We start from the raw sequence: 11,826 nt of genomic DNA on the forward strand, positions 1-11,826 counted from the left end.
ACCGATCTCTCGGCTACAAGGCCCAACGTCCTGGGAAAGCGCAGAAGAGGCGCCGCTCAGCGGCGGCGCCGTCTCGATGGGCGGTTTATAGGACCCACCACCCAGACCTGTCAACACAGGATTTGAAGAAAATCGACAAAGCCGTCGCGGCCCCGAGGAACCAAGGCGCGAGAGCGGGGTTTATGGCCCCGAAAACCGGCCGGACGCCTTCGATTTCGGGATCTATTCGGCTGTTTCCGGCCAAAGAAGAATCTTCGAATCGTCGCCTCGTCAGGCCCATCCGGCTTAGCAGCGGCAGGCCGACTGTTTTGTGACGTCATCCGACCCTGTTCAGACGCCCGCCCGTCAGGGGGCGCGGCACGCCGGTCGTGCTCGGCAGGCTCAGCGGCAAGCCCTTCACCGAACGGATCGCCAGATAGGCGAAGAGCTGGGCCTCGAGCGCATCGCCATCCCATCCGGCAGCCTCCACCGGCTCGACGGGAACGCCGAGGCGCTGCGACAGGCGCGTCATGAGATGGCGGTTCAGCCGGCCGCCGCCGCCGACAAGCCAGCGCCTGGGCGCGCGCGGCACATGGCGCAGCGCGGCGACGAGGCTCTCGACCGTGAAGGCGGCCAGCGTCGCCGCACCGTCGGGATCGGACAGCGGCTCGACGACCTGCGCCCGGCGATGGAAATCATTGCGGTCGAGCGATTTCGGCGCGGGCCTGTCGAAGAAGGGATTGTCCATGAAGCCCGCGACGAGGTCGTCACGGACGCGGCCGTTTGCTGCGAGCGCGCCATCCGCATCAAAGGGGCGGCCCAATCGGCGCAGCATGAAGTCGTCGAGAAGCGCGCTGGCGGGGCCCGTATCGAAGGCGATGACGTCGTCGCCATCGATATAGGTGACGTTGCCGACGCCGCCGAGGTTGAGCACCATCACCGGCTGCTCCATCCCCTGCGCCAGAGCGCGGTGATAGAGCGGGGCGAAGGGTGCGCCCTCCCCGCCTGCGGCGACATCTGCATGGCGGAACCGATCGATGGTGGGAATGCCGAGCGCGGCCGCCACGGTCGGCCCGTCGATCAGCTGCCGCGTGAAGCGCTGCTGCGGCCGGTGATAGACAGTCTGGCCGTGGAGGCCGACGAGATCGATGATAGCGTGGTCGATGCCGTGATCGGCCATGAAGCGCCGAATCGCCGCGAGATGGTCGGCGGTGACATCTGCTTCCAGTTCGAACAATGGCTCGGTCAGGGCGCGCTGCGCCTCGGCGATCAGGGACTGAAGCGCCTGGCGCGTGGTATCTCTATAAGGATAGGACGCATCGGCGCCGAACGTCACGGCATCTCGCCCGTCACTGGTGACGATCGAGACGTCGATGCCGTCCATCGAAGTGCCGCTGATGACGCCGATGGCCGTCAGCATCGGCTTGTCCAGGGAGCGCATGTGCCCAGCATCTCCTTGACGCGTTTTCCTCACGCGAACCGGCATCCACTTCGCTCGCAAGCGCTCTAGTCGCCGGGCTGGGCCCCGTCATGGCCACCGATAATGACCAGATCGACCTTGCCGACCAGAGCCAGGTGCTTCACCGCCTCCTGATATTCAGGCGAGGCGTAGCAGGCGCGCGCCGTCTCCTCGTCCTTGAATTCGAGGATGACATTGTGCTTTCGCCCCTCGCCGCGCGCGAGCTTGTACTCGCCGCCCCGGACGAGGAACTTCGCGCCGTATTTCGCGAAGGCCACCGCGTTCAGCGCGCGATAGCGGGCATATTCCTCTTCGTTCTCGACATCGACGCGGGCGATCCAATAGCCCTTGGCCATGATCAGACCCCTTCGACCACGACGATGTCGATCTCGCCGGCGCCTTCGCGCAGCTTGCGAGCCTCGGAATATTCCTGCGACATCGCATAGGCCTTGGCGGACTCGAAATCCTTGAACTCGATGACGACGTTGCGGGCCCGACCCTCGCCCTCCGCCACGGTCATCAGGCCACCGCGAACGAGCGGCGTGCCGCCATATTGCTTGATCGCTTCGGAGGCCTTGGCCGCATAGGCAGCCCATTGCGTCGCGTTGGTGACCTTGGCGCGCGCCACGACATATCCCTTGGGCATGATCCGTATCCGTTTCTTGAGGTCATTCTGGAAGGCGAGCTTAGGAGGCCGCCGCGATCTCGTCCATGATCGCGGCCGCCGCTGCACGCGGGTCTGCCGCGCGGATGATGGGACGCCCGACGACGAGATGATCGACACCGGCGCGGATCGCCTCGCCGGGGGTCAAAGTGCGCTTCTGGTCGCCGGCTGCGCTGCCCGCGGGCCGGATGCCCGGCGTCACGATCAGCATGTCGGAACCGATCACGTCGCGGACGATCTCGGTTTCGGCCGCCGAACAAACGATGCCGTCGATGCCTGCGGTGCGGGCCTGTTCGGCGCGCAGGCGCACGAGGTCGCGCACGGCCAGGCCGTAGCCGGCATCGCGCAGATCGCCATCGTCATAGGAGGTCAGCGCCGTCACGGCGAGGAGCTTCAGATCCGCCCCGTCGCGCCCCTCGACGGCGCCGCGCATCGTTTGCGGGTAGGCATGAACCGTCAGCAGATCGACGCCGAGATTGCTGAGCGAGGCCACGCCCTCGGTGACGGTGTTGCCGATGTCGTGCAGCTTGAGGTCGAGGAAGACCTTCTTGCCCTCCGCCACCAATTGCTGGGTGAGCTGAAGCCCGCCGGCGAAGGCGAGCGCATAGCCGATCTTGTAGAAGCTCGCGGCGTCCCCGAGCTGAGAGACGATGCGATAGGCGTCCCAGATCGTCGGCACGTCGAGCGCGACGATCATGCGATCACGAAGGTCGTTGATCTTCTGGGTCATCGGCCGGCTCTCCGCTGTTTGCGGGGAAGGGCCATGATTCGAGCAGGCTTGCAAGCTTTAGGAGCGCGGGCATCATCCGTTCAATGGATGCCCTGTCCGGCGCTTTAGCGTGAGACTGCCAGCCGCAGGCTGGCATCACGGGCCGGCCGGCATCACAGACGGAGTCCTTTGATGTCGACCTGGATCGAATTCAGCAGCCCCATCGGGAAATGGTGCGAAGCGCAGTCGGTGTCGCTTGGCATGACATCTCGGCCGGCAGCCGGCGGACCGGCACGCAAGGCTCAGTCCAGTGATTTTTCAGTGACCCGAGTCGCTGACGCGTTATCGAGCCAGCTGTGGCTCCATGCCGCCAGGGGCACGGTGTTCGGGCTGGTGACGATCGAGTTCTACAAGAACCCAGGCGACATTCTCTATCTCTCCTATGCGCTGAAGGATGTCGTGATCAGTTCGATCTCCAGCAGTAGCGGAGGCGGTCGTCCCATGGAGAGCGTGGGTCTGGCGGCGGGGTCCATCTCCTGGCAGTATTTCAAGAGCGACGACTGATCGCCGCTCTTCACGCTGCGTCGGGCAGAACCTGCGCGAAAACCTGGGCCCAGACCTCCTGCGTCTGAGCGCCCGACACCGCGAGCTTGCCGTCGACGATGAAGAACGGCACGCCGGTGACGCCAACCTGGCGCGCATGGTCCTCAAGCCCGATCACGGTCTCGCGCAGTTCGCCATTGGCGAGTTCGTCGCGCGCCGCCTGCTCGTCGAAGCCCTGCTCAACCGCGATCTCGACCAGGGTCTCGACATCGCCGATGTCGCGACCGTCCTGCCAATAGGCCTTGAACAGCGCCGCCTTCATGTCGCCGCCGCGCTGGACGGTGGATGCCGCCGCAACCAGCATATGCGCCATGCGGGTGTTGACGCTCTTGGTGACGCCGGCCCAGTTGAAGGTGACGCCGCTTTCGAGCGCGGCTTCGGACAGGCGCAGTTCGATCTCGCGGCGCTTGCCGGCGCCGAACTTCGCATCGAGATACTGCGTGCGGTCCATGCCCTCGGCCGGCATGTCGGGATTGAGCTCATAGGGCAGCCAGGTGATGGCGACACGCTCGGTCAGGCCATGGCGGTCGAGCGCCGTCTCGAGCCTGGCCTTGCCAATGAAGCACCAGGGACAGGCGAGATCGGAAACGATCGCGATCGGCAGTTTCTCTTGCATGGGAATGTCCTTCGCGGTTCGCCGCCGGCCGCCCTCACGCCGGCGGATAGCGATGCTGCTCGCCATGGCGGTCTTCGGCGAATGCCTCGGCGCCCGGCATCTCGCAGGCTGACAGAAAGGCGGGTCCGACGGGGATCTTGCCGGCCCCGCCGGGGATGTCGAGGATATAGGTCGGCTGGCACAGTCCGGAAAGATGGCCTCGCAGGCTTTTGATGAGGGCCTGCCCCTCTTCCAGCGAGAGCCGGAACTGCGCCGTGCCCGGCGCGAGATCGGGGTGATGGAGATAATAGGGCTTCACCCGGTTCTCGACGAAGGCCCGCATCAGGGCCGACAACGTTGCGACGTCGGCATTGACGCCCCTGAGCAGCACGCTCTGGCTGATCAGGACATGGCCGGCATCGGCCAGACGCGCCAGCGCAGCACGAGCGGCGGCGCTGAACTCGCGCGGATGGTTGGCATGAACAGCGATGTAGCTCGCCTTGCCGGGCACGCGCAGGGCGCGTGCAAAGTCGGGAGTGATCCGGTCGGGATCGACGATCGGTACGCGCGTATGCCAGCGCGCGACCTTGATGTGGGAAATCGCCGAGAGGCGGCGGGCGATCTCGCGCATGCGCCTGGCCGAGAGGATCAGCGGATCGCCGCCGGTCATGATCACCTCCCAGATCTCGGGGTGCTCGGCGAGGTAGGCCAGCGCCGCATCGAGCTTTTCGCCGGTCAGCGCGTCGCCGCCGGGGCCGACCATCTCGCGCCGGAAGCAGAAGCGGCAATAGACCGGGCAGGCATGGACGAGCTTGAGCAGAGCACGGTCGGGATAGCGGTGCACCACGCCCTCGACCGGCGAATGCGGCTCGTCGCCGATCGGATCGGCCAGTTCCTGCGGCAGGGTGACGAGTTCGGCGGGATCGGGGATGAACTGCCGCGCGATCGGGTCGGTGGGATCGGCGGGGTCGATCAGAGCAGCCATGGCCGGCGTCACGGCGACCGCGTAGCGCGCGGCCACGGCATCGAGCGCAGCACGCCGATCGGGCGCGATGAGGCCGTGGGCGACCAGCGCGTCGATGCTGCGGAGCGGGGTATGGACCGTCATGCCCCTCCCCTGCCCGGTTGCGCGACCGGCGTCCAGAGCACGTCCTCGATCCGGCGCGCACCGGTACAGAGCATCGCCAGCCGGTCGAAACCCATTGCGATGCCGCTCGCCTGCGGCATCTGCGCGAGCGCGGCGAGGAAATCCTCGTCGATCGGATAGCGCTCGCCATAGATGCGTTGCTTCTCATCCATGTCTGCCTCGAAGCGCCGGCGCTGCTCACCTGCGTCGGTCAGTTCGCCGAAGGCATTGGCGAGCTCGACGCCGCAGGCATAGAGCTCGAAGCGCTCCGCCACGCGCGGATCGCCGGGCTTGGGGCGCGCGAGCGCCGCCTCCGAGATCGGGTATTCGCACAGGATCGTCGCGCGGCCGCGGCCCAGATGGGGCTCGATCCTCTCCGACAGGATTCGGCTGAAGATGTCGGACCATGTGTCGTCATCGGCGACGCGGATGCCGGCCTCGATCGCGTCTGCCGCGAGCCCACCCCGGTCGACATCGTGGTCGGCCGTCACGGTCCGAAGCAGGTCGATGCCGGCATGGCGGATGAAGGCCTGCTGCAGTGTCAGACGCTCGGGCTGCAGGAAAGGATTGGCCTCGACGCCGCGCCAGCGCAGCGTGGTCGCGCCCGCGGCCCGCGCCGCCTCCGCCAGAAGCGCGGCGCTGTCGTGCATCAGAGTCTCGTAACCCTCGCCGGCCCGGTACCATTCCAGCATCGTGAATTCGGGATGGTGCAGGGCGGTGCGCTCACGGTTGCGGAAGACGCGGGCGAAGTCGAAGATCCGGCACTCGCCCGCCGTCAGCAGCTTCTTGGCGGCGAATTCGGGCGAGGTGTGCAGATAATAGGGGTGGCCCGCACCGGCATCGTCGACCAGCGTCGTGCCAAAGCCGTGCAGATGCGTCTCGTTGCCGGGCGACACCTGCAGAATCGCGGCCTCGACCTCGACGAAATCGCGCTCATCGAACCAGCGCCGGAGTGCTGCCTTGATGCGGTTGCGCGCCAGCAGCGCCGGGCGCCGGTCGGCATGGATGTCGGGCCGCCAGAAGGGCGGGTGGCCTGCTGTCATGACCGGCGATCAGCCTGCCTGCTTGAGCAGCGCTTCGCGCAGGATGTCGTTGATGCGGGTCTGCCAGCCGGGGCCGCCCGCCTTGGCCCGCTCCAGCACGTCTTGATCGAGCCTGAGGCTGACGAGCTTCTTGGTCGGCGCCTTCTGCGGCCCGCGCTCGCCGCGGCTGCGGCGATGCTCGCGCATGAGCGCCACCAATTCGGAGGGCAGCACTTCATAGGCTGGGCGCATCAAGGCGAAATCTGCATCGGTCAGCTCGCGCACCTCGCCCTCGGCATCAGTTAAAGGCTCCAGCGCCACGTCGATTTCAGCCGGCTTCCTGCTCATAGCGCCTCACCTCTCTCGCATTGGCCTTTCGGAAGCTGATCACGCGAATGCCACCGGGTATCTGCGTAACGCAGACGACATACACCCTCGCGCCGATCAGCCCCAAGGACACGAAACGGCGCTCGGGATACGCAACGCGCCTGTCCTCATGCGTTTGGGCCGTTTCCCAGGAAAACCCATCGACCAGCATGAAATGCAATCCGCGCTCGCGGATATTGCGCTCGTTCTTTGCCGGGTCGAACGTGATCCTCACGCTTTAATTGTATATACGGCCCAGGAAAGTCAAGCGGCGATCACCCGCACTGCCGCGCGACGACTTCCGTTTCGGCCCTGAATGCGGTAGTTGCGCGGCAACGAATTCGCACGATGCGCGCAAGGCGCCGCGCTAGCTCAGGGTATTTGATATGGTCAAGGTCATCGCATCCTCCGTTCGCAAGGGCAATGTGCTCGAACTCGACGGGCATCTCTGCTCGGTTCTCTCGGCCGAGAGCTTCTTTCCCGGCAAGGGCACGCCGACGACGCAGATCGACATGCGCCGGATCCATGACGGCACCAAGATGACGCAACGCTACAAGACGACCGAGCAGGTCGAGCGCGCCTATGTCGAGGATCGCGACTACACCTATCTCTATCAGGACGGCGAGCAATACGTCTTCATGAACCCCGAGAGCTTCGACCAGATCAATGTCGATGGTGATGTGGTCGGCGACATGGCGCCATATCTCCAGGAAGGCATGAAGGTCTCGCTCTCGGTCTTCGAGGAGAAGGCCGTCTCGATCGAGCTGCCGCAGCGCGTGACCGTCGAGGTCGCCGAGACCGAGCCGGTGACCAAGGGCCAGACGGCGTCGTCCTCCTACAAGCCGGCGATCCTGGTCAACGGCGTGCGCACCGCGGTGCCGCCCCATATCGGCCCGGGCGTGCGCATCGTCGTGATGACGACCGACGGCTCCTATGTCGAGCGCGCCAAGGACTGAGGCAGGACGATTGATCGCGCCGCGCCGATGCAATCGACGGCGCAGATGTTATATCGGCGACGCAGCGGGCCCTCTCCGGGCCCGTTTTCGTTTTCCGAGGATAGCCCCATGACGCTCACCACCCGCGCCGTTCTCTCCGGCGTCACCCAGACCCTCAAGGCGCTCGACGCCATTCTCGACAAGACCCTGGTCCAGGCGGCCGAACGCAAGATCGATCCCGCCGTGCTGCTGTCCTCGCGGCTCGCGCCGGACATGCTGCCGTTCACGCGGCAGATCCAGCTCGCTTGCGACTTCGCCAAGAATCTGGTGGCCCGGGTGGGCGGCGGCGAGAACCCGAAATTCCCCGACGAGGAAAAGACCGTCGAGGAGCTCAAGGCGCGCATCGCAAAGGTGCTGGCCTTCGTCGCGGCGGCAGACGACGCGGCGCTCGACGCCGGTCTTGCCAAGGACGTCACCTTCCCGCGCGGCCCCTCGGCGACCGTGACGATGAAAGGCGAGGCTTATGTGACGCGGTTTGCGCTGCCGAATTTCTATTTCCACGCCGCAACGGCCTACAACATCCTGCGCGAGAACGGATTCCATATCGGCAAGCAGGACTTCCTGCTCGGCGCGCTCGACGCCTGACGGACGGCGATAGGCCAGCCCACCCCACCGCGAAGCGAGGCGGCCTTGAATTCGCCACAGGCCGCCTCCATATGAGTGTTACGGCGATGTTGAGGGCGTTCCACTGCCCTCCGGCGCCGCAGAAGACGGCCATGAGCCGAACGTTTGACGCCGGATGTACGCGCACCCGTTCAGGACATGGCCGTTGGTTCTTCCAGGGCCCGTAGCGGATTTCCGCTGCGGGTCTTTTCGTTTTCCGTTGCCGTCACAGCCGGGCTTGTCCGGCCCATCCCGCATCGAGCGCTACGACCGAGACGTGGATGCTCGCCACAAGGACGAGCATGACGGTGAAGCCTAGTCCCGCAGGAACTGGTTGTTGAGCCGCTCTTCGCCCAGCGTGCTGGCAGGCCCGTGTCCGGGCAGGAACTGCACATCGTCGCCGAGCGGGAGAAGCTTGGCCTTGATGCCGGCGATCAGCGTCTCGTGGCTGCCATAGGGAAAATCGGTGCGGCCGACCGAGCCGGCAAACACCGTGTCGCCCGCGAGCAGGAAGCGCAGATGCTTCTGGTAGAAGGTGACGTGGCCGGGCGTATGGCCGGGCACATGCTGGACCGAGAACGTCACATCACCGATCGCGATCTCGTCGCCCTCGACGAGCCAGCGCGCCGGCGTCACCGCCTTCATATCTGTGATGTCGAAACGCAGCCCCGAGGTCGGCAGGTCGTCTAGCAGGAACTTGTCGGCCTGGTGCGGCCCGATCACCGGGATCGACAGCGTCTCCGACAATTCGGTCGCGCCGCCGGCATGGTCAAGATGGCCATGGGTCAGCCAGATCGCGGCAGGCGTCACGCCGAGTTCCTTCAGCGCCCCGAGAATGATCGGAACATCGCCGCCGGGATCGACGATCGCGGCCTGCATCGTCTTCGTGCACCAGACGATCGAGCAGTTCTGCTGGAACGCGGTGACAGGCACGACGGCGATCTGGAGCGGGGGCTGGGGCTGTTGCGTCATTTCGGTCCTTTCGAGGCCACGTCATTCTCGGGCGGAGCGAAGCGCAGACCCGAGAATCTCCGGCCAGAGATGCTCGGGTCAAGCCCGAGCATGACGCGGATTGCCATTTCAGCGTTTGCCGCAGCGGTTCGACAGCAGCGCGCGGTAATCCGCCAGTTCCGAATCCATCATGGCGACATTTTGCTCGCGCTGCGCACCGCTCTGGCAGGTCGCAAACACGGCCCGTGAACTCTGCAGAAAGCCGACATGCTCGCGCCATGTCCGGCACTGGGTCGCCTGATCGGCATTGGCCACGGCGGAGAGCCGCGTCTGCTGCCGACGCAGCGCGCCCTCGTTCTGGAACAGGTCGCGCGAACAGGTCGCCGGCTGGTTCTGTGCGAAGGCGCCTTCGGAGATGGGGACGAGGGCGAGCGCGAGGCCAAGGAGCGCAGCCACCCTCATCCGAGGTTCAACTCCTTGAAGAAGTCGTTGCCCTTGTCGTCGATGACGATGAAGGCCGGGAAGTCCTCCACCTCGATGCGCCAGACGGCCTCCATCCCGAGTTCGGGATATTCGAGCACCTCGACCTTCCTGATGCAGTCCTGCGCCAGGCGGGCGGCAGGGCCACCGATCGAGCCGAGATAGAAGCCACCATGGCGCTTGCAGGCTTCGCGCACGGCGGCCGAGCGGTTGCCCTTGGCGAGCATCACCATGGACCCGCCGAAGGATTGGAACTGGTCGACGAAGGAGTCCATCCGGCCCGCCGTCGTCGGCCCGAATGAGCCCGAGGCCATGCCGTCGGGCGTCTTGGCCGGACCGGCGTAGTAAACTGGGTGGTTCTTGAGATAGTCGGGCATGCCCTGCCCGCTTTCCAGCCGCTCGCGGATCTTGGCGTGGGCGGAATCGCGCGCGACGATGATCGTGCCGGTGAGCGAGAGCCGGGTCTTGACCGGATACTTCGTCAGCGTCGCCAGGATCTCGCTCATCGGCCGGTTGAGGTCGACCTCGACCACGTCGCCGCCGAGCGAGGCATCCTCGACCTCGGGCAGGAATTTCGACGGGTCGGTCTCCAGCGCCTCGAGGAAGATGCCGTCCCGGGTGATCTTGCCCTTGGCCTGGCGGTCGGCCGAGCAGGAGACGCCGAGCCCGATCGGCAGCGAGGCGCCGTGGCGCGGCAGGCGCACGACGCGCACGTCATGGCAGAAATACTTGCCGCCGAACTGGGCGCCGACGCCGAGCGCCTGCGTCATCTTGTGGACCTCCTCCTCCATCGCGAGATCGCGGAAGGCATGCCCCGAAGGCGAGCCGGAGGTTGGGAGCGCGTCGAGATATTTGGTCGAGGCGAGCTTGACGGTCTTGAGATTCTGCTCGGCCGAGGTGCCGCCGATGACGATGGCGAGGTGATAGGGCGGACAGGCGGCCGTGCCGAGCGTCAGGATCTTTTCCTTCAGGAAGGCCATCATCCGATCCTTGGTCAGGAGCGAAGGCGTCGCCTGAAAAAGAAAGGTCTTGTTGGCGGAGCCGCCGCCCTTGGCGACGAAGAGGAATTTGTAGGCGTCCTCGCCTTCCGCATAGATGTCGATCTGAGCGGGGAGATTGGTCGCCGTGTTCTTCTCCTCGAACATCGACAAGGGAGCGACCTGGGAATAGCGCAGATTGCGCTTGAAATAGGCGTCGGCGACGCCCTCGCCCAAGGCCTGCTCGTCCTCGCCATTCGTCCAGACCATGCGGCCCTTCTTGCCCATGATGATCGCAGTGCCGGTGTCCTGGCACATCGGCAGCACGCCGCCAGCGGCGATGTTGGCGTTCTTGAGCAGGTCGTAGGCGACGAACTTGTCGTTCGAGGTCGCCTCGGGATCGTCGAGGATCTTCGAGAGCTGGGCGAGATGGCCCGGCCGCAGCAGATGGTTGATGTCGATGAAGGCCTGCTCGCTGAGCCGGCGGATCGCCTCGCGCGAGACGCTCAGGACCTCACGGTCACCGAGTTTCTCGACCATGACGCCATCGCTGCCGAGCTTGCGATACGGCGTCGTATCCTCGCCGAGCGGAAAGAGATCGACATGGGTATAGGCCATCGGCGGCACTCCGGCATTGAACGGCGCTCCCCCGGCGCATCGCGGCACGAGGGCTCGCGGGATCGAATAGACGATGTTTCGATCTGGTCAAATGCAAGAGCGCGCGATGGCACGGGGGCCGCCATGATTTCGCGGGAACGGCTTGCGCGGGAACGGCTTGCGCGAGGGCGTCGCCTGGTCGGGCTCACGCCGCCTTGGCGGCCGTCTCCGCGAGGATCGCGTAGATCGCCGCAGGATCGCGAATGCTGCGGACCTGTTCGAGCACTGCCTGATTGCGCAGCACGCGGGCGACACGGGCGAGTGCCTTGAGATGGTCGGCGCCGGCGCCTTCGGGCGCGATCAGCACGAAGATGATGTCGACCGGCTGGCCATCGAGCGCGTCGAAGTCGATCGGCTTTTCCGCACGGGCGAAGAGCCCGATCAGTCTATCGATACCGGGCATGCGGCCATGCGGGATGGCGATGCCGTCGCCGATGCCTGTCGAGCCCAGGCGCTCACGCTGAAGCAGTGCCTCATAGAGATCGCGCTCAGGAAGGCCGGCGACGCGCGCCGCATGCTGCGCCAGCTCCTGCAGCGCCTGCTTCTTACCATTGGCCCGCAGCGGCGAAATCACCGCTGCAGGTGTCAGGAGATCGATCAGCGTCATGCGCCAGTCCATGCATGTCCCATGCCGCGTCTC

The 11,826-nt window shown here is 65.6% G+C and carries 16 protein-coding genes; 3 read left to right on the forward strand and 13 right to left on the reverse strand.

What is annotated here, in order from left to right; genetic code table 11:
- Positions 1-316: 316 nt before the first annotated feature.
- The 4 genes from AE618_RS10810 to pyrF all read right to left on the reverse strand — a co-directional run bounded on the left by AE618_RS10810 (position 317) and on the right by pyrF (position 2,832).
- A complete protein-coding gene (locus tag AE618_RS10810; protein WP_248310830.1) occupies positions 317-1,420 on the reverse strand; it encodes an anhydro-N-acetylmuramic acid kinase in 1,104 nt (367 codons plus the stop codon).
- A gap of 65 nt (positions 1,421-1,485) precedes the next feature.
- Positions 1,486-1,794: a DUF1330 domain-containing protein gene (locus AE618_RS10815; protein ID WP_054209084.1), complete on the reverse strand. Its 309-nt coding sequence runs from the start codon at positions 1,792-1,794 to the stop codon at positions 1,486-1,488.
- Between the two features lie 2 nt (positions 1,795-1,796).
- Positions 1,797-2,084 carry a DUF1330 domain-containing protein gene (locus tag AE618_RS10820; RefSeq protein WP_054209085.1) on the reverse strand — a complete coding sequence of 96 codons (288 nt, stop codon included), beginning with the start codon at positions 2,082-2,084 and terminating at the stop codon, positions 1,797-1,799.
- Between the two features lie 40 nt (positions 2,085-2,124).
- Complete coding sequence (pyrF, locus tag AE618_RS10825; protein WP_054209086.1) at positions 2,125-2,832, reverse strand: orotidine-5'-phosphate decarboxylase; 708 nt, start codon at positions 2,830-2,832, stop codon at positions 2,125-2,127.
- Positions 2,833-3,003: 171 nt separating this feature from the next.
- On the opposite strand from pyrF, the gene AE618_RS27295 reads away from it, so the two are divergent.
- Positions 3,004-3,375 carry a type VI secretion system tube protein Hcp gene (locus tag AE618_RS27295; protein ID WP_082365179.1) on the forward strand — a complete coding sequence of 124 codons (372 nt, stop codon included), beginning with the start codon at positions 3,004-3,006 and terminating at the stop codon, positions 3,373-3,375.
- A gap of 10 nt (positions 3,376-3,385) precedes the next feature.
- Here AE618_RS27295 and AE618_RS10835 read toward each other — a convergent pair whose 3' ends face one another.
- Genes AE618_RS10835 through AE618_RS10855 form a run of 5 tightly spaced genes read right to left on the reverse strand, consistent with a single transcriptional unit; the run spans position 3,386 to position 6,758 of the window.
- The gene (locus AE618_RS10835) at positions 3,386-4,030 is read right to left on the reverse strand and encodes a DsbA family oxidoreductase (protein WP_197280749.1); all 645 of its coding nucleotides are present in this window, start codon (positions 4,028-4,030) and stop codon (positions 3,386-3,388) included.
- A 34-nt stretch (positions 4,031-4,064) separates the two neighbouring features.
- The gene (locus tag AE618_RS10840; protein ID WP_054209089.1) at positions 4,065-5,117 is read right to left on the reverse strand and encodes a lysine-2,3-aminomutase-like protein; all 1,053 of its coding nucleotides are present in this window, start codon (positions 5,115-5,117) and stop codon (positions 4,065-4,067) included.
- On the reverse strand, positions 5,114-6,178 hold the full coding sequence (gene epmA, locus AE618_RS10845; RefSeq protein WP_054209090.1) for an EF-P lysine aminoacylase EpmA: 1,065 nt from the start codon (positions 6,176-6,178) through the stop codon (positions 5,114-5,116). The genes AE618_RS10840 and epmA overlap by 4 nt, the downstream gene beginning before the upstream one ends.
- 9 nt (positions 6,179-6,187) lie before the next feature.
- On the reverse strand, positions 6,188-6,505 hold the full coding sequence (locus AE618_RS10850) for a BrnA antitoxin family protein (protein WP_054209091.1): 318 nt from the start codon (positions 6,503-6,505) through the stop codon (positions 6,188-6,190).
- Entirely contained in the window at positions 6,486-6,758 is a 273-nt protein-coding gene (locus AE618_RS10855) for a BrnT family toxin (protein WP_054209092.1), read from the reverse strand. Before AE618_RS10855 ends, AE618_RS10850 begins: the two co-directional genes overlap by 20 nt.
- A gap of 151 nt (positions 6,759-6,909) precedes the next feature.
- Here AE618_RS10855 and efp point away from each other — a divergent pair, with 151 nt between their 5' ends.
- The gene (gene efp, locus AE618_RS10860; RefSeq protein WP_054209093.1) at positions 6,910-7,479 is read left to right on the forward strand and encodes an elongation factor P; all 570 of its coding nucleotides are present in this window, start codon (positions 6,910-6,912) and stop codon (positions 7,477-7,479) included.
- 108 nt (positions 7,480-7,587) lie between these two features.
- A complete protein-coding gene (locus AE618_RS10865) occupies positions 7,588-8,103 on the forward strand; it encodes a DUF1993 domain-containing protein (protein ID WP_054209094.1) in 516 nt (171 codons plus the stop codon).
- 333 nt (positions 8,104-8,436) lie between these two features.
- Here the strand turns inward: AE618_RS10865 and AE618_RS10870 are convergent, their stop codons facing one another.
- The 4 genes from AE618_RS10870 to ptsN all read right to left on the reverse strand — a co-directional run bounded on the left by AE618_RS10870 (position 8,437) and on the right by ptsN (position 11,793).
- The gene (locus AE618_RS10870; protein WP_054209095.1) at positions 8,437-9,093 is read right to left on the reverse strand and encodes an MBL fold metallo-hydrolase; all 657 of its coding nucleotides are present in this window, start codon (positions 9,091-9,093) and stop codon (positions 8,437-8,439) included.
- Between the two features lie 108 nt (positions 9,094-9,201).
- Positions 9,202-9,534, reverse strand: a complete 333-nt coding sequence (locus AE618_RS10875; RefSeq protein WP_054209096.1) for a hypothetical protein — start codon at positions 9,532-9,534, stop codon at positions 9,202-9,204.
- Positions 9,531-11,147 carry a fumarate hydratase gene (locus AE618_RS10880; RefSeq protein ID WP_054209097.1) on the reverse strand — a complete coding sequence of 539 codons (1,617 nt, stop codon included), beginning with the start codon at positions 11,145-11,147 and terminating at the stop codon, positions 9,531-9,533. Before AE618_RS10880 ends, AE618_RS10875 begins: the two co-directional genes overlap by 4 nt.
- Positions 11,148-11,331: 184 nt before the next feature.
- Positions 11,332-11,793, reverse strand: coding sequence for a PTS IIA-like nitrogen regulatory protein PtsN (gene ptsN, locus AE618_RS10885; protein WP_054209149.1), 462 nt, complete (start codon positions 11,791-11,793; stop codon positions 11,332-11,334).
- Positions 11,794-11,826: the final 33 nt, after the last annotated feature.

This window comes from Allobosea vaviloviae (assembly GCF_001298265.1).
GTDB lineage: Bacteria > Pseudomonadota > Alphaproteobacteria > Rhizobiales > Beijerinckiaceae > Allobosea > Allobosea vaviloviae_B.

Coding starts and splice junctions, on each gene's coding strand:
- AE618_RS10810 (WP_248310830.1), bottom strand. CDS start 1,420: ATGCGCTCCCTGGACAAGCCGATGCTGACGGCCATCGGCGTCATCAGC.
- AE618_RS10815 (WP_054209084.1), bottom strand. CDS start 1,794: ATGGCCAAGGGCTATTGGATCGCCCGCGTCGATGTCGAGAACGAAGAG.
- AE618_RS10820 (WP_054209085.1), bottom strand. CDS start 2,084: ATGCCCAAGGGATATGTCGTGGCGCGCGCCAAGGTCACCAACGCGACG.
- pyrF (WP_054209086.1), bottom strand. CDS start 2,832: ATGACCCAGAAGATCAACGACCTTCGTGATCGCATGATCGTCGCGCTC.
- AE618_RS27295 (WP_082365179.1), top strand. CDS start 3,004: ATGTCGACCTGGATCGAATTCAGCAGCCCCATCGGGAAATGGTGCGAA.
- AE618_RS10835 (WP_197280749.1), bottom strand. CDS start 4,030: ATGCAAGAGAAACTGCCGATCGCGATCGTTTCCGATCTCGCCTGTCCC.
- AE618_RS10840 (WP_054209089.1), bottom strand. CDS start 5,117: ATGACGGTCCATACCCCGCTCCGCAGCATCGACGCGCTGGTCGCCCAC.
- epmA (WP_054209090.1), bottom strand. CDS start 6,178: ATGACAGCAGGCCACCCGCCCTTCTGGCGGCCCGACATCCATGCCGAC.
- AE618_RS10850 (WP_054209091.1), bottom strand. CDS start 6,505: ATGAGCAGGAAGCCGGCTGAAATCGACGTGGCGCTGGAGCCTTTAACT.
- efp (WP_054209093.1), top strand. CDS start 6,910: ATGGTCAAGGTCATCGCATCCTCCGTTCGCAAGGGCAATGTGCTCGAA.
- AE618_RS10865 (WP_054209094.1), top strand. CDS start 7,588: ATGACGCTCACCACCCGCGCCGTTCTCTCCGGCGTCACCCAGACCCTC.
- AE618_RS10870 (WP_054209095.1), bottom strand. CDS start 9,093: ATGACGCAACAGCCCCAGCCCCCGCTCCAGATCGCCGTCGTGCCTGTC.
- AE618_RS10875 (WP_054209096.1), bottom strand. CDS start 9,534: ATGAGGGTGGCTGCGCTCCTTGGCCTCGCGCTCGCCCTCGTCCCCATC.
- AE618_RS10880 (WP_054209097.1), bottom strand. CDS start 11,147: ATGGCCTATACCCATGTCGATCTCTTTCCGCTCGGCGAGGATACGACG.
- ptsN (WP_054209149.1), bottom strand. CDS start 11,793: ATGACGCTGATCGATCTCCTGACACCTGCAGCGGTGATTTCGCCGCTG.